This window comes from Streptomyces sp. AK08-02 (assembly GCF_033795085.1).
In the GTDB taxonomy this organism is placed as follows: domain Bacteria; phylum Actinomycetota; class Actinomycetes; order Streptomycetales; family Streptomycetaceae; genus Streptomyces; species Streptomyces echiniscabiei.
Genome location: NZ_JARAZV010000018.1, coordinates 115,984 through 134,774, shown reverse-complemented (window position 1 = coordinate 134,774; position 18,791 = coordinate 115,984). Strand labels below are relative to the sequence as shown.

Below are 18,791 nucleotides of genomic sequence, written 5' to 3'. Positions count from 1 at the left end.
TAGCGTGTTCGTATGAGTATGAGCGAGGGCCGTACGAACGACACGAAGCGTGGAACCGAGCGTCTGATGGTGATCGGCGGCGACGCGGCGGGCATGTCCGCCGCGTCGCAGGCGCGTCGGCTGAGGACGCCCGAGGAGCTGGAGATCGTCGCGTTCGAGCGCGGCAACTTCACCTCCTACTCGGCGTGCGGCATCCCCTACTGGGTGAGCGGCGACGTCCCGGAGCGGGACCGGCTGATCGCCCGCTCGGCAAAGGAGCACCGGGCCCGCGACATCGACCTGCGCATGCGTACGGAGGTCGTGGAGATCGATGTCCCGGGCCGCCGGGTACGCGCGCGTGACCTGGAAACAGGCGCCGAGTCGTGGACGTCGTACGACAAACTGGTGATCGCCACCGGCGCCCGTCCGATCCGCCCCTCACTGCCGGGTGTCGACGCCCCCGGGGTGCACGGCGTACAGACCCTGGACGACGGCCAGGCGCTCCTGGACACCCTGACCACCACCGGGGGCCGGCGCGCGGTCGTGGTCGGCGCGGGCTACATCGGTGTGGAGATGGCCGAGGCGCTCATCAAGCGCGGCTACGAGGTGACGGTCGTCAACCGCAGCCCGGAGCCCATGTCCACGCTCGACCCCGACATGGGCCGCCTGGTGCACGAGGCGATGGAGGGCCTGGGCATCACCATGGTGAACGACGCCGAGGTCACGAAGCTGCTCACCGGCGACGACGGCCGGGTCCGCGCGGTCGCCACCGAGGACGCCGAGTACCCGGCGGACGTGGTGGTGCTGGGCATCGGCGTCCGCCCCGAGACGACGCTCGCACGGGCGGCGGGGCTCCCCGTGGGCGACCACGGCGGGCTCCTCACCGACCTGGCGATGCGGGTGCGCGGCCACGGGAACATCTGGGCGGGCGGCGACTGTGTCGAGGTCCTGGACCTCGTCTCCGGCCGGCAACGGCACATCCCCCTCGGCACGCACGCCAACAAGCACGGCCAGGTCATCGGCGCGAACGCCGGTGGCGGCTATGCCACGTTCCCCGGTGTCGTCGGCACCGCCGTGAGCAAGGTCTGCGACCTGGAGATCGCCCGCACCGGCCTGCTCGAGAAGGACGCGCGCCAGGCCGGTTTCCGGTTCGCGTCGGTCACCATCGAGTCGACGAGCCGGGCGGGCTACTACCCGGGCGCGGCCCTGATGACGGTGAAGATGCTCGCCGAGCACCGCACGGGCCGTCTTCTCGGCGTGCAGATCGTCGGCCGCGAGGGCGCGGCGAAGCGGGTCGACATCGCCGCGGTTGCCCTCACAGCAGGCATGACGGTGGAACAGATGACAGCCCTGGACCTGGGCTACGCCCCGCCGTTCTCCCCGGTCTGGGACCCGGTCCTGGTGGCGGCCAGGAAGGCGAGCACGGCGGTACGCGAGGGCACTTCTTGACCAACGTGCAGCCGGCCGGCCCAGGGGCGCGGGGAACTGCGCGACCAGCCACGGCGGACCCGCACCCGGCAGCTCACAGCACCCCCAAGGGGCTACGCCGTCCCGTTGATCCGATCAATGGCCTGCCGGGCCTGCTCCCCCGGCGGCCGGGACGGCAGAGCCGACACGGACGCGGACGTCGAAACCGCCGGAGGCTGCTGCGCCGGCTTGGCGTGGGCACCCAGCCCACTGGACCTCAGCCGATGGCTCACCGCCTCGTCGAGCGACACCGGCCGCTGCATCTGCGTGGCCAGCCGCCCAGCCTCCTGGCCGAGGCGGGCCACGTCCTCCCAGGGCAGGTGGACCACCAGTGCGAGTTCGGCCTCTCCGTTCGGCAGAGCCTGTACCGACTGCAGCGGAGGAGTAACTCGGTCGTTCATCGCCTGTTCCTCACGTCGTCCCCGCGACCCGCCTTCGTCGTGTCGCGGACGTTGAGGACAGATACGGACACACGGACAGCCGCGTTCACCGATTCACGAGACGCATCGCGGGCAGTACTTCCTTGTGGTCATCCCCGTCCATGACGTGAACCCCGCGAGTCGCACCCCCTGGGTCACGTACGCGCTGATCGCCGCCAACGTCCTGGTGTTCCTCTCCATGCCCGGTACAGCGGGCTCGGTGACGGGCGAGAGCGGCCTGGCACAGCTGTGCCATCTGCAGGCCTTCCTGGACCACTACGCGGCCGTCCCCCAGGAGCTGATCCACCATCGGCTGCCGCGCCTCGTCCCGACGGGCGAGGCCGGGATCGGCAGCGGCGGGCCGGGCTGTGTGATCGGCCCGCCCGGCTACGACAAGTCCCCCGCGCTCTCCGTGTTCACGGCGATGTTCCTGCACGGCGGCTGGCTGCACCTGCTGGGCAACATGCTGTTCCTGCTGATCTTCGGCAACAACATCGAGGACCGGATGGGTCACGTCCGCTTCGCGCTCTTCTACGTCGCCTGCGGGTACGCGGCGTCCTACGGGTTCGCCCTCGCGAACTCCGATTCGAGCGACCCCCTGATCGGCGCCTCCGGGGCCATCGCCGGTGTCCTGGGCGCCTATCTGGTGCTGTATCCGAAGGCCCGGGTGTGGGTCCTCGTACCGTTCCTGGTCTTCCTGCCGCTACGGCTGCCGGCCTGGCTGGTGCTGGGCTTCTGGTTCGCGCTGCAGGCGGTGTACTCGTCCGGCGAGGGCGTCACCGAGGCCGGCACCGTCGCGTACGCCGCCCATGTCGTCGGCTTCCTCGCGGGCATGCTGCTCGCCTGGCCGCTCAGGGCAGGCACCCCGCCACCGCCGGAACCACGCGGCCTCCTCTGGGGCAGACGGGCACGGCCGGGCCTGTAGGCACGGCCGGGCCTACAGGCTGGGGGTCCTCCCGGACGGGATCCCTCGCGGGAGCCGGTCAGTTCCGCGGGTCAACGGGTCGCCCGGACTGCCGGATTCCCGGCCCCCCTCCCCTGTCCCTACCCCTGCCGCACCCTCAACTCGCTCAGCGCCCGCAGCGGAAACACCGGCCGGTGCCGTGGGGGGAGCCCCGGTGCCAGAGTCAGATCGGGCATCCTGGCGGCGACGGCCTGGATCGCGATCTCCAGTTCTGCGCGGGCGAATCCGGCTCCGAGGCAGAAGTGGATGCCGTGCCCGAACGCGAGATGCGTGGCCGACCGGCTGCCCGGACTGAACGCGGCCGGACACGCGTGGGAGCGACTGTCCCGGCCGGCCGCTCCGTAGAGCAGAAGCAGCCGGCTCCCCTGGGCCAGGTGGACGCCGCCGACCGCTACGTCACGGACCGCGGTCCGGTACATGCCGGCCAGCGGACTGTCGAACCGCAGCCCCTCCTCGACGAGGTCCCGGGTGGAGATCGTCCCGTCGACGACCTCGGCCCAGCCGCCGGGTGACCGGAGCTGCTGGAAGAGGATCGTGCCGAGCGCCTCGGCACAGGTCATGTGACCCGCGAAGATCAGTGTGGGGACCTGGACGGAGACCTCGTCGGCGGTGAGTGTGTTGCCCGCCCTGCCCTCGTGGAGCAACTCGCTGATCAGGTCGTCCTGCGGTGAGGCGAGTCGCTCCCGCACGAGTGAACGGGCGAACGCTCCGAACTCCATCAGCCCACTGGCGTGTTCACGCAGCTGGTCGGGATCGGTGTCGCCCCGCAACATCATGAGTTCGATGCGTTGCTCGGACCAGGTGCGGCAGCGGGCGAGGTACTCGTCCGGGATCCCGAGCCGCCGGCAGATCACCTCAAGAGCGTACGGAACGGCGAACGCCGAGATGAAGTCGAACTCCGGCGCGACCGCGGCACGCTCGACGAGGTCGGCGGCGATCGCACGGATCGTGGGTTCGAACGCTCTGACCCTGGCCGGTGTGAACCCGGCGTTGAGCACTTCCCTGATCCTGGCGTGCTCGGGAGGGTCGAGTGAGCCGACGGCCACCGCGTCGGCGCCTCGCCAGGTGCGGAACATCCGGCTCACGTCCTCGGGCAGCTCGACCGCGGGGCGGGGGTTGTGGTCGCGCGCCGAGAAGCTTCGGTCGTCCCGCAGCACGGCGACCATGTCCTCGCGCCGGGTGACGCACCACGCGTCGAGCAGAGGAGCGTAGAAGACGGGCTCCGCGTCTCCGATGTCGGCCAGGAAGGAGTACAGGTCGTCGCGATGTGCGCCATACGGGTCGAACGGCCTGCCCTCGTGCAGCTGCTCAGAATCGGCCGTTATAGCCATTTCACCTCGCCAGGTATTTATCTGCCATTGAATACCGGCTCAATAGCCGGACCAGCAGCCACTGCCATTCCACAGGATAGTCCAGTACCGGACTCGCGCCGTTTTCTTTGGGGTTTTTCCTAAAGTCGGAAACGATCACGCCACGCCGTTGACACGGCCGAAGGCGGTCGTTCAGGATGGCGGTCGGAACGATCACGCTTATTCCGGGGCCATTCCGGGGCTGGGAAGACAATTACGGAAAACATCCAATGCGATGCCGATTTTCCGGTGGTTCAATTCGCGAAACGCCATGTGCGCAGGTCCGATTCCGAGCAGGAATCGGGAAGACCTGCGACCGGAGGGGAATCCCGATGAGCACACTCGACACCTCGCCGCCCGGGCTCCGAGCCCTTCTGTCACCGGGGACGGTGCGGTCCACGGTATTGCCCGTCATGCGGCAGCAGGTTTCCACGCTGGAACCGACCCTGGCCCGGATCTGCTCCTACCACCTCGGCTTCGTCGACGAACACGGAGACCCCAGCGGTGCGGGGGGCAAGATGACCCGCGCCGCCCTCCTGACGGCGGCGGCCGACGGAGTCGGCCTGCGGCCGACGGATGTGCGGTCCCAGGCGGCGGCATTGGAGTTGCTGCACAACGCGACCCTGATCCACGACGACATCATCGACGGGGACGAGCTGCGTCGCGGACGCCCAGCCGCATGGAAGCTGTTCGGCACCAGTGCGGCCATCCTGGCCGGGGACGCGATGCAGACCCTTGGGCTGCGGATGGTCGTCGACGACCCAGGCCCCGGCCGTGCGGAGATCGCCGGCGTGTTCACCGAGGCCTTCGGTCTGGTGCTCGCGGGCCAGGCTCGCGAACTCACCGCCCGGCTGGATTCGGGCACCGGCGTCGCGGAGTACGACCGAATCGTGGCGGAGAAGACGTCCGCGCTGCTGGAGTGCGCACTGGTGACGCCCGCGCTGCGGGCGGGCAGCCCGAAGCACGTCCTGACCGCTCTGCGCGGCGCGGGCAGGCATCTGGGTCTGGCCTTCCAGATCCTCAACGACGTCGAGGACATCTGGGGTGACCCCACGGTGACCGGGAAGCCCGTCCGGAGCGACATCCTGCGGCGCAACCCGTCCCTTCCGGTGCTGGTGGCCCTGTCCGCCGACAGCCCGGCCGGCGAGCGCCTGCGCCGGCTGTGGCACTCCGACAGCACCACGGTGGCGCACCTGCGGGAGATGGCCGACCTCACCGAGGAGGCCGGCGGCCGGCGCACGGCCGAGCAACTGTCCCGCGGCCATCTGGACTCGGCCCTGGAGCACCTCGGACGAGCCGAGCTGTCCCCGGCCGCGGCCACCGAACTGACCGGCCTGTTCGACCGCATCGTCCATCGCACGGCATGACCCTCGACTCCCCGACAAGGTGGTCCGAACCTCGACTCCGGCGGAGGCCGTCAGTGAGTACCCCAGCTCAACTGCCTTTCGAACAGACGAATGTGCTGCGCCTCGCGCCAGGGCTGCGCGCGCTCCAGGCCCAAGGAACGGTCCATCGGGTGCGTACCGTCGAGGGCCACGGGGCGTGGCTGGTCACCGGTCACAGCCAGGTGGCGCGGTTGCTCGACGACGACCGGCTCAGTCGCTCCCACCCCGATCCGGAGGCCGCGGCCAAGGACCGCGGGGCGGCTCTTCTCGCCGGCCTGCTCGGCGGCTTCGCCACCGACCACGCCCGGTTGCGGGCGCTGCTGGAGCCGCACTTCTCACCCGAGCGGATGCTGGCGCTGCGGCCCTACGTCGAGAAACTGACCGGGCGGCTCCTGGACGGACTGGCCGAGCGGAAGCCGCCGGTGGACCTGCGCGAGGCGTTGGCGCTGTCGCTGCCGATCCAGGTGATGTGCGAGTGGCTGGGCGTGCCCCAGGAGGACAAGGACCGGTTCGGCGGCTGGACCCAGGACGCCGCCAACGTCGGTGACCCGGTCAGGTCCAGGCAGGGACTGGGCGGGTTGTTCGGCTACTGCCGCCAACTCGTCGCCGACAAGCGGCGGAATCCTGGCGACGACGTGATCTCCAGGATCTGCGCGACCGAGGGGATCAGCGACGACGAGGTCCTCGGGCTGACGGCGTTGCTGCTGTTCGGCGGTTACGAGACCACGGTGGCCCGGATCGGCACCTGTGTGCTGCTGCTGTTGTCCGACCCCGAGCAGTGGCAGGCGTTGCTGGACGACCCGGGCCTCGTCCCCGGCGCGGTCGAGGAAACCCTGCGGAGGTCGATGCCGAACCCGCACAACGGCGGCATGCCCCGTTACGCGGTGACGGACTTCGAGATCGGCGGGGTCACCATCCGGACCGGCGACTTCGTGCTGCTGAACATCATCGCGGCCAACCACGACGAGACCGTCTTCGTCCACCCCGACCGGGTCGACGTCACACGCGACACCTCGGGCAGCCTCGCGTTCGGGTACGGCGCCCACACCTGCGTGGGTGCGGCGCTGGCGCGGATGCAGCTGCAGGTGGTGCTCACTCAGCTCGTCGCACGCTTTCCGACCATGCGTCCGGCTGTCGATGTGGAGGAGCTGAGGCTGCGCCACGACACGCTGATCGGCGGATTGGTCCAACTTCCGGTGACATGGTGAGGGGGATCCCGGTGCTGCACAAGATATCCGTGGGCGCGGTGACGAAGAGCCCGGATTCGGTCCGGGCGTATCTCCTTCTGATGCGACTGGACAGGCCCACGGGGTACGTCCTCTACCTGCTTCCAGGTCTGTGGGCCGTCTTCCTCGCCTCCGGGCGACGACCGGACCTGCTGACGGTGGTGGTGGTCGCTGTCGCCGCGGTGCTGGTGCGCGGCGCGGCATGCGCGGTCAACGACGTGGTCGACAAGGACGTCGACGCCAGAGTCGCCCGCACCGTCTCGCGTCCTGTCGCGTCGGGGACGATCAGCGTCGGCAACGCGCTGCTGTTCGCCGCCGCGCAGGCCGTGGTCGCACTGCTGGTCCTGGCGGTGGCGAACGTGGAGACAGCGCTGGTCGTCGGGGCCTCGTACCCGTTGATCGTCGCGTACCCCTATATGAAGCGCGTGTTCTTCTGGCCCTCGGCGTTCCTCGCGTTGGTGATGAGTGTCTATGTGCTGATCGGCTGGACGTCGGTGACCGGGAGCGCCGACTATCCGCTCGCGGTGTTCGGCCTGTACGCCTGTGGGGCCTTCTGGACCCTGATTCACGACGCCATCTACTCCCATCAGGACAAGGAATACGACCGGAAAATCGGTGTCAGGTCTTCCGCCCTGCTGTTCGGCAAGGCCACCAAGGCGTGGCTGGCGGTTTTCATCGTGCTCAGCGTGAGTGGCGTCTTGTGGGCCGGTTCCCGGACAGAAATGGGGCCGGCGTTCTATCCGATCGTCGCGTGCGCGGGAATTTTTCTTTCCTATCTGGTCGTACGGGTTGACCTGGATGATCCGAAATCGTGCTGGGACACCTTTGTCGCCAACAGTTTCTACGGCTGGATCATTCTCGCGGCAGTGATCGCCGGGCAGTTCACATGAGAGGAGGAGCGCGTGTGACGGATTCGATGTGGCAAGGAACCGACGTCGACCTGGACGCCTATCTGTCCCGCGTGGGACACCGGGCCGACGTGGCCCCGGATCTCGCCACGCTACGGGGCCTGCACGCCGCCCACGTCGACGCCATCGCCTTCGAGAACCTCGACGCGGTGCTCGGGAGGCCGACGGTGTCGTTGGACCTGGCCGACATCCAGGAGAAGATCGTGCGGCACGGCCGCGGCGGCTGGTGCCTGGAGCAGGTCGTGCTGGTGGCGGCCGTACTGGACCGCGTCGGGTTCACGTTCACGGCGTTCGCCGGCCGGACGCGGATCCGCACCGGGAGCAGGTTCGGGCCGGCCCTGCATGTGGCCCTGTGCGTGGAACTCGACGGCGAACGCTGGCTCTTCGACGTGAGTTTCGGTGCGTACGGGCCGCACGCGCCGATCCGGCTCGCCGAGAACTCGCGGCTGGAGGGCGACTGGCCCTTCGATCTGGTGCGGGAACCGAGTGGTGAACAGGTGCTGCGGTTCCTGCGGCCCGAGGGTCCGGCGGAGCTCTACGGTTTCACCACCGACGTGCGCTATCCGTCGGACTTCGAGCTCCTCAACCACTTCTGCCTGACCCACCCTCGCTCACCGTTCAACCGCCGGATGGTCCTGCAACGTACTCAGGCCGAGGTGAGGCATCTCCTCGTCGGCACCACTCTCACGGAAATACGTCCCGGGGAGCCGGCGACCTCCCGGGAACTCGACAAGGACGAGGCGCTTTCCGCTCCCGAGGAGATCTTCGGGATCACCTTGGAACCGGGTGACTTCCAGGCGCTCTGGAAAACCTTGGACGGTCCATGATGCGTACCTTGCTGCTGGACAACTACGACTCGTACACCTTCAACCTCTACCAGTTGATCGCCGACATCAACGGCCGGGAACCGGTCGTCATGGTCAACGACGATCCGGCGTTGGCCGGCCTGCGGCTGGAGGACTTCGACAACATCGTCGTCTCGCCCGGCCCGGGCCGGCCGCAGCACGCCCGCGATGTCGGCCTCCTCGGCGACCTGTTGCGCCGCACCACGCTCCCTGTGCTGGGCGTCTGCTTCGGCCATCAGATGATCGGGCACCTGGCGGGAGCGTCGGTGGCCGCCGCGCCCGAACCGAGACACGGGCACCTCGCCAAGATCTCCCACGAGGGAGATCCGCTGTTCGCCGGAATTCCGCGTGAGTTCGTCGCGGTCCGCTACCACTCGCTGTGCGTGCGGGAGCCCCTGCCCGAGGAGCTCATAGCCACCGCGTGGGCGGACGACGGTGTACTCATGGCGCTGCGTCACCGCGATCTGCCGCAGTGGGGCGTGCAGTTCCACCCCGAGTCGATCGCTTCCCAGTACGGGCGCGAGATACTGCGGAACTTCGCCGGACTGACCCGCCGGACGCAGAACGGGCAGCGTCCGTCCACCACCGTCATCGACACCGGAGCCCACACCGATACCCGCACCGCCATCCACACCCGCACCGCACTGTCCGACGACCCGCTGTCCGGCGCGGTCGAGGAACTGGGAATCATCAGCACGGTCGTGCCGACCGCCGCCGATTCCGAGGCCGTCTTCCTCAGGCTCTTCGACAACACCCCGTACTGCTTCTGGCTGGACAGCAGCCGGGTGGAGGAAGGCCTGTCCCGGTTCTCGTTCCTCGGCGACACGTCGGGTCCGCTCAGCGAGGTCCTGACCTACCGGACCGGCAGCGGGGCGGTGGAAGTGCGCGACGCGAACGGCGTCCACAGAGCCACCGGCAGCGTGTTCGACGTTCTCGAACAGCGGTTGCGTGAACGGCGTGTCCCCGACTCCGACCTGCCGTTCGACCTGACCGGCGGCTACGTGGGCTACTTCGGCTACGAGCTCAAGGCCGAGTGCGGGGCCCCGGGCCGCCACACCGCCGAAACACCGGACGCCGTCTGGATGTTCGCCGATCGCGTCATCGCGGTCGACCACCAGGAGGGACTGACCTACCTGGTGGCCGTCCACAACGAGGAGACCCGGCGAGACGCACAGGAGTGGGTGGAACGGACGTCCGCGATCCTGAGGGGCCTCGCCCCGGCCGACGCCGAGCCGCCGGGCGAACCCGCCGCCGGCCCGCCCCCGAATGCCGAGGAACACCTCAGCCGCGGCCGGAACCAGTACCTGGCGGACATCACGGAGTGCGGGCGGCAGCTGACCCAGGGCGAGAGCTATGAGATCTGCCTGACGAACAAGCTGCACATGCCGTTCCATGACGACGACACGTCCTTCTACCTGAGGCTGCGCCGGGCGAACCCGGCACCGTACGCCGCGCTCCTGCGTCTCGGCGACGTCACGGTCTTCAGCTCCTCGCCGGAGCGGTTCCTGCGCATCGAGAGAGACCGCACGGTCACCAGCAAGCCGATCAAGGGCACGGCCCCTCGCGACGCCGACCCGGTGCGCGACGCCGAGCTTGCCGCCACCCTCGCATCGAGCGCCAAGACACAGGCCGAAAACCTGATGATCGTCGACCTGTTGCGCAACGACCTCGGCCGGGTGTGCGAGGTGGGCAGCATCGAGGTCGACCCGTACCTGGCCGTCGAGAGCTACGAGACCGTGCATCAACTGGTCTCCACTGTTCGTGGACGGCTCAGTGACGGGGTCAGCGCGATGGACTGCGCCCGGCAGTGCTTCCCGGGCGGGTCGATGACGGGGGCGCCGAAACTGCGCACCATGGAGATCATCGACCGCCTGGAGACGGAGGCGCGGGGTGTCTACTCCGGCGCCCTCGGCTACTTCGGCCTCTCCGGCGGTACGGATCTGAACATCGTGATCCGCACCGCGGTCCGCGTCGGTGACCGGTTGACCATCGGGGCCGGCGGGGCGATCGTGCTGGACTCCGACTCGGACGAGGAGTACGAGGAGATGCTGCTCAAGGCGGCGGCGTCGCTCCGTGCCTGGCGGGCGCCGGCGGTGTCGGACGTGAGCGGCTCCCACCGATGAACACGCCGATGGACACAGCGACGAACGCCGCGACGAGCACAGCGACCGACCAGGGCGTCCGCCGGTGGTGGGACGCCGACGGCGGATGGTCGGCGGCCGACGCGTCCGGGACGGTGCTGGTCATCGACTCCTGGCTCGTGGACGAGGGGCGGGTTCGGGGACTTGCCCGGCACGCCGAACGCTTCGGTCCGGCCTGTGCCCGGTTCTCCGAACCGGCGGCGGAACGGACGAACCGGTTCCTGCGGGCGGTCGCCGAGTCGTTGCCCGCGCGAGGGCGCTGGTTTCCTCGCGTCGAACTCGTGGAGACCGGCTCGGGAACCCGGCTGCGGATGTGGGTGCGCCCCGCGCCACCGCGTACCACGACCGTCCGGTTGTGGACCGCGCCGGGACCCGACCGCCGACGGCTGCCGGCCGTCAAGGGCGCCGACCTGGACCATCTGGCCGCCCTGCGCGCCGCCGCGGCCGCGGCGGGAGCCGACGAGGCGCTGCTGGTCTCGCCGGCAGGGCAGGTACGCGAAGGGGCGTCAACGAGCGTCGTCTGGTGGCGGGGTGACACGCTGTGCGGGCCACCACCCGGCCCCGGCCTGCTCCCCGGGATCACCCGCGCCCTGCTAGGCGAGCTTGCCGGTACGGCAGGGCACCGGGTCGTCACCGAGCAGGCCACCGCGGCTGATCTCGCCGACGTGCCCGTCTGGACGCTGAACGCCCTGCACGGCATCCGGCCGGTCACCGAGGGGCTGGGCCGGTTCCGGGACACGGACGCCGAAGCGGCCGAGCGCTGGCAGTCACGCCTGACCGCGCTCGCGGTTCCGGTCGACGCCTCCCTGATTCCTGTGGTGCACCCATGAGGAGGTTTCCCGATGACCGCTGCCCGTGAAGAGCGCGAGTACGAGCGCGACCTGCTGGTGCAGCTGACGCGCCGCTGGGGGAAGCGGGTGGCCGTCAAGAGGGACGAGCTCGACCTCGACGGTCACTTCGACGCGGCGCTGCCGGACTTCCCCGAACACCTCGTGCCGGTGCTGTACCTGCCGGGTGCCGACCGGCTCGACCGGGACGCTCGCGAACGCATCCTGTCCGCGGCGTGGATCTCGTACAACGCCAAGACCGCGGCCATCGAGGACGAGATCATCCTGCCGGCCTGCCGGTTGATGCTCCAGGAACGGATCCCCGTCCGCCGCGACGACATCGCCGTCGACGCGCTGCACCAGACGATCATCGACGAGCACTACCACATCCTCATGTGCCACAACGCCGTCGGCGTCACCCGTAGGCGGCGCGACATGGCGGACGTACGGTTCGCACCGGGTGTCTGGTCGGTCGTCCAGGGACGGGACTCGGTCCGCGCCGGGCTGTCCGGGTTCGACCGTGACATCGTCGACATCGCGTTCTCCCTCGCCGCCGAGACGACGATCAGCGGGTTCCTCTCCACACTCGCCACCACCCAGGAGATCCAGCCGATGAACCGGATCACCACCGATCTGCACCGGCGGGACGAGAGCGGACACGCGGTGGTGTTCCGCGAGTTGTGCGGCTCGCTCTACCAGAACCTGGACGGCGCCCAGCAGCGGGCGTTCCGCGAGGCGCTCGTCACCGGGCTGACCGCGTTCCGCTCCGCCGACCTGGAGCCCTGGGTGACTGTGGCGGCCCAGGGCGGCTTCGAGATCGACACCGGCATGCTGGGCGAGTGGGCCGCGTCCCGCCCCGTGCCCGCGCGGGACACGGGACCGTTGCAGGTGCTGCTCGACGACCTGGGCATCGGCGACGACCTCGCCGAGATGGTCCAGGGCTGACCGCCCCGCACCGCCCAGCCAGAGAAGCGGACGGAGATCATGTTGTCCCTCACCGGCGAAGCCGCCGCGCACTGGCGGACACTCGTCGCCCATCAGCGGCCCGAGTGGCCCAGCCCGGCCGAGCTCGGCGACGTGGTGGACCACCTGGCAGCCCTGCTCCCGTTGGTCCCGCCCGAGGACTGCGACGTGCTCACCGCCCGACTCGCTCAGGCGGCGGAGGGCAAGGCGTTCCTGCTGCAGGGCGGCGACTGCGCCGAGCGCTTCGACGGTCTCTCGACGCGGACGATCCACGGCAAACTGCGCCTGCTGGAGCGGATGGCCGTGATCCTGACGTACACGTCGGCGGTACCGGTGGTCAAGGTGGGCCGGATGGCCGGACAGTACGCGAAGCCCCGGTCCCGGCCGACCGAGACCGTCGACGGACGCACGCTGCCGGTGTACCGGGGCGACGCGGTGAACGGCATGGGCTTCAGCCCGGCCGAACGACTGCCGGACCCGGCTCGGCTGCTTCGGATGTACGACGCCTCGCGCTACACCCTGGACGTCATGCGCGCGTTCGCCCGTGGCGGCGCAGACCCGCGCGAACTGCACAAGGAGAACCAGGACTTCGTCTCACGCTCACCTGCCGGTGAACGCTACGCGGAACTCGCCGGTCGAATCGGCCGGGCACTGTCCGCCGGCGAGGCGTGCGGCGACGATCCGTCGCGCATCACGGAGTTGTTCGCCAGCCACGAGGGACTGCTGCTCGACTACGAGGCCGCGCTGACCCGCCGCGACCCGCGTTCCGGCCGGAGGTACGCGGGCAGCGGCCACATGCTGTGGATCGGCGACCGCACCAGACAGCTCGACAGCGCCCACGTCGCCTACTTCGCGACCATCGACAACCCGATCGCGGTGAAGCTGGGCCCTGCCACCGCGCCCGAGGAGGCGCTGGCCCTGATCGACCGCCTCGACCCCGACCGTCGGCCGGGCCGGCTGACGTTCATCGTGCGCATGGGGGCGCACCGCGTGCGGTACCTGCTGCCGAAGCTCGTGGAGGAGGTGACGGCTTCCGGCGCGCCGGTGGTGTGGGTGTGCGATCCGATGCACGGCAACACCTTCGAGGCGCCCAGCGGGCACAAGACCAGGCGGTTCGACGACATCCTCGCCGAGGTCGCCGGCTTCTTCGAGGTGCACCGAGCGCTCGGCACCCACGCCGGCGGACTGCACGTGGAGCTGACCGGCGAAGACGTGACCGAGTGCGTCGGCGGCGGCGCCGAACTGGGTTTCGACGACCTGCACCGCAGATACGAGTCGGCGTGCGACCCGCGCCTCAACGGAGGCCAGTCGCTCGATCTGGCCTTCCTGGTCGCCGAGATGTTCACCTCCGCGACCAGGGGCGCGAGTCACGGCAATTCTCCCGCCTCGTTCGGCGCGTGAAACCAGCTCCCATTTCGATTATGCGCACATACTTCACGCGGTCTTGACGAAATGATTGAGACATAACCAAAATACAGTGCAGTGAACGACTGATCCGTGGACGCTCGCCGAGTCTGTCGGCGCATTACGCGCATTACCGACCGACGCCGGGGACATGCCGTCGGCAATCCGAGCGGGGACAGCATCTCAAGCCGGACAAAACCCTCACCTGCCCCCGAAAGAGTGTTTCCTTTGCTTATACGTCTTGTGACAGCCGACACACGGCTGACAACACTCAAAGATCAATTGACAGAATACGGGTCCACCGTCGAGATCGCCTCTTCCGGTGAGGCCGCACTGCGCGACCTGGCCCGGGCCGACCTGCTGCTGCTCGATCTGGACATCGCGGACCGCGACGGCCTGGACGTCTGCCGCGAGATCAGGGAGCTGAGCGACCTGCCCATCCTCTGTTTCACCTCCCGGACCCAGGAACTCGACCGGGTCCTGGCCTTTCAGGCCGGCACGGACGACTGCCTGGTCAGGCCTTTCGGACTGCATGAGCTCAGGGCGCGCATCGAGGCCATCACCCGTCGGCTTCAGGGCGCGTCGACCTCACAACCGTCGAGGGTGATGGAACACGGCCCCCTGCGGATCGTCGCCGAGTCACGCGAGGTGTGGATGCGCGACCGTCTCGTGCCCCTCACCCGCAAGGAATTCGACCTGCTGTTCCTTCTCGCCTCCCGGCCCCAGGGCGTGATGTCGCGCCGACAGCTCCTCGACGCGGTGTGGCGTGACACCTGGTCCGGTCCTGGCAGGACTCTCGACAGTCATGTGAGCAGTATTCGCCGAAAGCTGGGTTCACCTGACTGGATCACGGCAGTCCGCGGCGCGGGATTCATGTTCGGCCGGGAAATCCGGCCGTGACGTCGACCGTGTCTCGCACTGTTTACATAAATCTCGCTTGAAGGCGGAGACCCTGGGAAATAAACCCGTCAGTGAAACTGATCGACCGGAGGTTTGCCTTGCGAGTCCTTCTGCTGGAAAACGATGAGGTCCTGGCCGTCTGTCTTGCGAAGCAGATCCGCCGATCCGGTCATGAGCTGCACAACGTCACTTCCGTAGAGGACGCCCTACGCCGTTTGCCTGGGTTCGATCTCGTCATACTCGATCTCGACACCACCGACGTGGACGGCCTGGAAGCCTGCCGACGCATCAGGGCCGTCTCCGACATCCCCCTCATCACCACCACCGGCCACCACTCCGAGCTCATCAGAGCCCTCGCGTTACGGCAGGGGGCCGACGACTGTCTGGACAAGCCCTACGGCTTCCGGGAGTTGATGGTCAGGATGGCCGCGGTGATGCGGCGTTTCCGGCTGCAGCCCCACGTCGACGGGAACCTGTCGTTCGGTCCGCTGCGGATCGATCCGGACATGCGCAGAGTCACGCTCGACGATCGGGTCGTCGAACTGACCCAGAAGGAATTCGGCCTCCTACAACTGCTCGCGTCCCGCCCTGGCGTGGTGGTGTCCCGCCAGGAACTCATGACGAAGGTCTGGGGCGACACCTGGAACAGCACCGGACGCACCATCGACACCCATGTCAGCAGTCTGCGCGGCAAGCTCGGTGACGGCTGTTGGATTGTGACGGTGCGCGGCGTCGGTTTCCGCTTCGTCGCCGAACCGACCGTCATGCCCGAAGCCGCCGCCGTCGTCGTCGGCAGCAGCAGCAGCAGCAGCAGCAGTTGACTGGAGTGCGCCGCTAGGCCCCGCGCCGGACATGTTCCCGGTCCGTCAGGCATTCCTCCAGGAACGCGAGAGCCCGCAGGTGATAGGCCCTGGCCGCCCACCCCAGGCTGATGTTGTGGCCGGCTCGGGGAAGGCGGTCGACGACCACCCGGGACGCGGCGAGCAGACCCGTCATCTCCTTGAGGGTGGCCTCGTCGTGGAGCCACCACCGTTCGAACTCGGCATAGGTGAAACGGACCGGGACCCGTACCCCGGCCGCGATGGCGGCGAAGGAGTCGGGCCACCGCACGGCCTCCGCCTCCTCCCGCACCGGCATGGCGGTGACCAGCCGTTCGGCCAGGCGGAACGTGCCGGGTGGGTACAGCTGGAGCGGTCCCCAGTGCAGCCGTGTCGTACGGCGGCCGTGGAAGCCGCCGAGAGCGCGGACGTCGATCGCACGGCGGTGGCCGATCCCTGACAGGTCGAGGCCGAGGAGCCGGCCGCCGGCCCCGGCGTCCCGGGCCGCGCCTGCGAGGGCGAGGGCGACCGTGCCGCCGTAGGAGTGTGCGACCAGGAACACGCCTGCCCCGGTGGTGTGAGCGGCGGTGAAGTCACCGAGGGCGGCGTGCAGCGTGTCGGCCTGTTCGCCGAGGTCTTCGCCCTGCGGGAGCGCGGCTGCGGAGAGCCCGTACCCGGGGCGGTCGACAGCCAGCACCGCGAACCCCAGTCGCGCCCCGAGCGTGAGGAGGGACAGGCTCGGGTGGGCCTTGCCGTGGAAGTACCCGGCGCGCATGCCGCCACCGTGAAGGGCGACGACGACAGCCCTGGGCGGTATGTCGCGCGGCTGCGCCAACAGCGCCGACAGCTGGGTGTGGCCCGCGTCGAGGACGATCTCCCGCACGTCGGAATCGGCGGGGTTCGGCAGGGAGACCGCGGGTACGACGGGCATCGGAGCTCCAAGGGACGGCGGCATCAGTCGATGCCCCGAACGATGTGCGGTTCCGTCGAGTCGGTCTCGTCCTCTCCCGCCAGGAGGGCCCCCGGTACGAAGACCGGGAGCGGGTCGGACGCGGCCGCGGCCGTGGCCATGGCCATGGCCGTACGGGTGCGGGGCGCGGGCTGATGCGGCTGATCGGTGGTCATGGCAGATCCCCTCGGTGGGAATTACGGCGGCCTGGTCAGGTTCCGTACGGAGTCCTCGTCCGGGCCTCGGACAGCGCGTTGCCCCACCAGACGAGCTGGTCCAGCAGGGTCTCCGCGGCGACCGTGGCCGCCTGCGGCTCCTTCAGGGCGCCGGTCTCGTCGAACTGCTCCCAGCAGTTGTGGAAGCTCACCACGTCACGGACGGTCACCGCGTGCAGCTCGGCGAAGACCGGACGCAGCTGTTCCACCGCGCGCAGGCCGCCGGCCAGTCCGCCGTAGGAGACGAAGCCGACGGGCTTGGCCCGCCACTGCGTGTTGTGCCAGTCGATCAAGGTCTTGAGCGAGGACGGGAAGCTGTGGTTGTACTCGGGTGTCACCACGATGAAGGCGTCCGACTCCGCCAGTCCCGGTGACACCTTCGCCAGTTCGGCGGCCACCTCGGCGCCGGGGCTTTGGGACAGCGAGTGCGGCAGCTCGTGCTCGGCGAGGTCGAGCAGGTGGACGTGCAGTTCCTCGCGCTCCTTGGCGATCGAGGTGATCCAGTTGGCGACGGTCGGACCGAACCGGCCTTCCCGGACACTGCTGTTGATCACTACGAGACGCAGAGGGACGGCAGACATGGATACCTCTCTATTATTGATTCTATTGTTCTTTATGGCCTTTTCCCTTCGCCGCGGACGGCACGAGGCCCAGCAGCGCGACGGCGAGGACGACCACGACGGCTGCCCGGTCTCCGGCGCCCGACACGGCGACCGCGGCGACCACGGCCGGAACCAGGGCCGCCGCGACTTGGACGGCGGTCTGGTACAGGCCGATGGCGGCCTGCCGGTCGTGTTCCGCCACCCGCGAGGTCGCCTGCATGTTCAGCGCCGCGAAGGCCAGCACGAACCCGGCGCCCATCAGCAGCATCGACGGCAGTACGTCGGTGGTGTAGCGGACGGTGGGACCGGACGCACGCAGCAGGTACAGCAGACAGGCCGCGGGCGGGCAGAGCGCTCCCAGGGCGATCAGCCGGGCGGTGCCGAGGCGGTTCACCAGCCGCCCCGTCACCAGCGCGGTCACCGCCACCGGGGCGCTCGCCGGCAGGAAGGCCAGCGCCGTCTGCCAGGGGGACCAGCCCTCGTACGTCTGCAGGCGCACCGTGGCGAGCAGCAGCAGGCCCAGATAGGAGCCGTTGAGGGCCGCCGCGCCCACCATCGAACGGACCAGCGTGGCGTTCCGCAGCACGTCGAGGCGGACCAGGGGCCGCGGCGCGCGTCGCTCGGCGGCGACGAAGGCGGCTGCGAGCAGGGCCGCGAGCGCGAACGGAACGATCGTCCGCGGGGCGGACCAGTCGGCCTGAGCCGCCGTCACTGTTCCGTACACGAGCGTCAGCAGCAGTCCGGCGAAGGACGCGGCGCCCGCCACGTCGAAGGACCGCCGTGCCGACGGGCGGGGTTCGTCGGCGGGCACGAGCCGCACTCCGAAGGAGAAGAGGACGAGCACGACGGGGGCGGGGAAGAGAAGGGCCCACCGCCAGTCCGCTCCGGTGAGCAGTCCGGACAGCAGCAGGCCTGAGGTGAATCCGGCGGCGCCGAAGAACGCGTAGACCGAGACCGCCCGGTGACGGTCCGGGCCCTCGCGGAACGCGGCGGCGATGATGGCCAGCCCGGTGGGGGCGGTGAGCGCGGCACAGAAGCCCTTGACGAACCGCATGGCGACAAGGAGCCACGGCTCGCTCGTGAGCCCGGACACCACGGAGGCGGCGGCGAAGGCGACGAGCGCGGCCAGATAGATCCGGCGGCGTCCCAGCAGTTCCACCACCCGGGCGCCGAACAGCAGCAGTCCGCCGAACCCCAGGGCGAACCCGCTGACCAGCCACTGCAGGCCGGTCAGCGACAACCGGAGGTCCTGGCCGACCGAGGGCAGCGCCACGATCACCACGGACACTTCGAGCGCGTCGATGAGTATGTTGCCCGCCAGTACGATCAGCAGGCCCCATTGCCCTGGGCTCCAAGGCCCTGGCGTCCACTGCTCCGGAGTCCGCCGCCCGGCGTCCGGCGTGGGACCGGAGCGTCCTGTGGTCATCGGT

18 protein-coding genes are annotated in these 18,791 nt (G+C 69.3%); 12 read left to right on the top strand and 6 right to left on the bottom strand.

The features are described 5' to 3' along the window. Positions 1–12: 12 nt before the first annotated feature. Complete coding sequence (locus PV734_RS34080) at positions 13–1,428, top strand: FAD-dependent oxidoreductase (protein ID WP_319095880.1); 1,416 nt, start codon at positions 13–15, stop codon at positions 1,426–1,428. 92 nt (positions 1,429–1,520) lie between these two features. Here the strand turns inward: PV734_RS34080 and PV734_RS34075 are convergent, their stop codons facing one another. Further along, the gene (locus tag PV734_RS34075; RefSeq protein WP_319095881.1) at positions 1,521–1,847 is read right to left on the bottom strand and encodes a hypothetical protein; all 327 of its coding nucleotides are present in this window, start codon (positions 1,845–1,847) and stop codon (positions 1,521–1,523) included. A 124-nt stretch (positions 1,848–1,971) separates the two neighbouring features. Between PV734_RS34075 and PV734_RS34070 the strand changes: the two genes are divergently transcribed. Beyond that, a complete protein-coding gene (locus PV734_RS34070) occupies positions 1,972–2,790 on the top strand; it encodes a rhomboid family intramembrane serine protease (protein WP_319095882.1) in 819 nt (272 codons plus the stop codon). Positions 2,791–2,909: 119 nt separating this feature from the next. On the opposite strand, the gene PV734_RS34065 is transcribed toward PV734_RS34070, so the two are convergent. After that, entirely contained in the window at positions 2,910–4,160 is a 1,251-nt protein-coding gene (locus PV734_RS34065) for a cytochrome P450 (RefSeq protein WP_319293410.1), read from the bottom strand. Between the two features lie 431 nt (positions 4,161–4,591). Between PV734_RS34065 and PV734_RS34060 the strand changes: the two genes are divergently transcribed. The 10 genes from PV734_RS34060 to PV734_RS34015 all read left to right on the top strand — a co-directional run bounded on the left by PV734_RS34060 (position 4,592) and on the right by PV734_RS34015 (position 15,598). Beyond that, positions 4,592–5,545: a polyprenyl synthetase family protein gene (locus PV734_RS34060; RefSeq protein ID WP_319293409.1), complete on the top strand. Its 954-nt coding sequence runs from the start codon at positions 4,592–4,594 to the stop codon at positions 5,543–5,545. 53 nt (positions 5,546–5,598) lie between these two features. Then, positions 5,599–6,771 (top strand): cytochrome P450, encoded by a 1,173-nt coding sequence (locus PV734_RS34055; RefSeq protein ID WP_319293408.1) that lies wholly within the window; start codon positions 5,599–5,601, stop codon positions 6,769–6,771. An 11-nt stretch (positions 6,772–6,782) separates the two neighbouring features. Continuing rightward, positions 6,783–7,679, top strand: coding sequence for a UbiA family prenyltransferase (locus tag PV734_RS34050; protein WP_319095886.1), 897 nt, complete (start codon positions 6,783–6,785; stop codon positions 7,677–7,679). Between the two features lie 14 nt (positions 7,680–7,693). After that, positions 7,694–8,524 carry an arylamine N-acetyltransferase family protein gene (locus tag PV734_RS34045; protein ID WP_319293407.1) on the top strand — a complete coding sequence of 277 codons (831 nt, stop codon included), beginning with the start codon at positions 7,694–7,696 and terminating at the stop codon, positions 8,522–8,524. Next, the gene (gene pabB, locus PV734_RS34040) at positions 8,524–10,665 is read left to right on the top strand and encodes an aminodeoxychorismate synthase component I (protein ID WP_319095958.1); all 2,142 of its coding nucleotides are present in this window, start codon (positions 8,524–8,526) and stop codon (positions 10,663–10,665) included. The genes PV734_RS34045 and pabB overlap by 1 nt, the downstream gene beginning before the upstream one ends. Positions 10,666–10,673: 8 nt before the next feature. Further along, positions 10,674–11,513: an aminotransferase class IV gene (locus tag PV734_RS34035; RefSeq protein WP_319095888.1), complete on the top strand. Its 840-nt coding sequence runs from the start codon at positions 10,674–10,676 to the stop codon at positions 11,511–11,513. Positions 11,514–11,525: 12 nt separating this feature from the next. Beyond that, positions 11,526–12,455, top strand: a complete 930-nt coding sequence (locus tag PV734_RS34030) for a diiron oxygenase (RefSeq protein ID WP_319095889.1) — start codon at positions 11,526–11,528, stop codon at positions 12,453–12,455. A 39-nt stretch (positions 12,456–12,494) separates the two neighbouring features. Then, on the top strand, positions 12,495–13,874 hold the full coding sequence (locus tag PV734_RS34025) for a class II 3-deoxy-7-phosphoheptulonate synthase (RefSeq protein ID WP_319293406.1): 1,380 nt from the start codon (positions 12,495–12,497) through the stop codon (positions 13,872–13,874). Between the two features lie 222 nt (positions 13,875–14,096). After that, positions 14,097–14,777 (top strand): response regulator transcription factor, encoded by a 681-nt coding sequence (locus tag PV734_RS34020; RefSeq protein ID WP_415924312.1) that lies wholly within the window; start codon positions 14,097–14,099, stop codon positions 14,775–14,777. Between the two features lie 71 nt (positions 14,778–14,848). Next, complete coding sequence (locus tag PV734_RS34015; protein WP_319293404.1) at positions 14,849–15,598, top strand: response regulator transcription factor; 750 nt, start codon at positions 14,849–14,851, stop codon at positions 15,596–15,598. 13 nt (positions 15,599–15,611) lie between these two features. Here the strand turns inward: PV734_RS34015 and PV734_RS34010 are convergent, their stop codons facing one another. The 4 genes from PV734_RS34010 to PV734_RS33995 are packed head-to-tail and all read right to left on the bottom strand — an operon-like array spanning position 15,612 to position 18,787. Next, complete coding sequence (locus PV734_RS34010; protein ID WP_319095893.1) at positions 15,612–16,526, bottom strand: alpha/beta hydrolase; 915 nt, start codon at positions 16,524–16,526, stop codon at positions 15,612–15,614. Positions 16,527–16,549: 23 nt separating this feature from the next. Next, on the bottom strand, positions 16,550–16,720 hold the full coding sequence (locus PV734_RS34005) for a hypothetical protein (protein ID WP_319095894.1): 171 nt from the start codon (positions 16,718–16,720) through the stop codon (positions 16,550–16,552). A gap of 35 nt (positions 16,721–16,755) precedes the next feature. Beyond that, a complete protein-coding gene (locus tag PV734_RS34000; RefSeq protein ID WP_319095895.1) occupies positions 16,756–17,340 on the bottom strand; it encodes an NAD(P)H-dependent oxidoreductase in 585 nt (194 codons plus the stop codon). A 22-nt stretch (positions 17,341–17,362) separates the two neighbouring features. Next, positions 17,363–18,787, bottom strand: coding sequence for an MFS transporter (locus tag PV734_RS33995; protein WP_319293403.1), 1,425 nt, complete (start codon positions 18,785–18,787; stop codon positions 17,363–17,365). Between the last annotated feature and the right edge of the window lie 4 nt (positions 18,788–18,791).

Bases quoted from the DNA above. Each gene is read 5' to 3' on its own strand.
- PV734_RS34080 (WP_319095880.1), top strand. From the start codon at position 13: ATGAGTATGAGCGAGGGCCGTACGAACGACACGAAGCGTGGAACCGAG.
- PV734_RS34075 (WP_319095881.1), bottom strand. From the start codon at position 1,847: ATGAACGACCGAGTTACTCCTCCGCTGCAGTCGGTACAGGCTCTGCCG.
- PV734_RS34065 (WP_319293410.1), bottom strand. From the start codon at position 4,160: ATGGCTATAACGGCCGATTCTGAGCAGCTGCACGAGGGCAGGCCGTTC.
- PV734_RS34060 (WP_319293409.1), top strand. From the start codon at position 4,592: ATGCGGCAGCAGGTTTCCACGCTGGAACCGACCCTGGCCCGGATCTGC.
- pabB (WP_319095958.1), top strand. From the start codon at position 8,524: ATGCGTACCTTGCTGCTGGACAACTACGACTCGTACACCTTCAACCTC.
- PV734_RS34035 (WP_319095888.1), top strand. From the start codon at position 10,674: ATGGACACAGCGACGAACGCCGCGACGAGCACAGCGACCGACCAGGGC.
- PV734_RS34030 (WP_319095889.1), top strand. From the start codon at position 11,526: ATGACCGCTGCCCGTGAAGAGCGCGAGTACGAGCGCGACCTGCTGGTG.
- PV734_RS34025 (WP_319293406.1), top strand. From the start codon at position 12,495: ATGTTGTCCCTCACCGGCGAAGCCGCCGCGCACTGGCGGACACTCGTC.
- PV734_RS34010 (WP_319095893.1), bottom strand. From the start codon at position 16,526: ATGCCCGTCGTACCCGCGGTCTCCCTGCCGAACCCCGCCGATTCCGAC.
- PV734_RS34005 (WP_319095894.1), bottom strand. From the start codon at position 16,720: ATGACCACCGATCAGCCGCATCAGCCCGCGCCCCGCACCCGTACGGCC.
- PV734_RS34000 (WP_319095895.1), bottom strand. From the start codon at position 17,340: ATGTCTGCCGTCCCTCTGCGTCTCGTAGTGATCAACAGCAGTGTCCGG.
- PV734_RS33995 (WP_319293403.1), bottom strand. From the start codon at position 18,787: ATGACCACAGGACGCTCCGGTCCCACGCCGGACGCCGGGCGGCGGACT.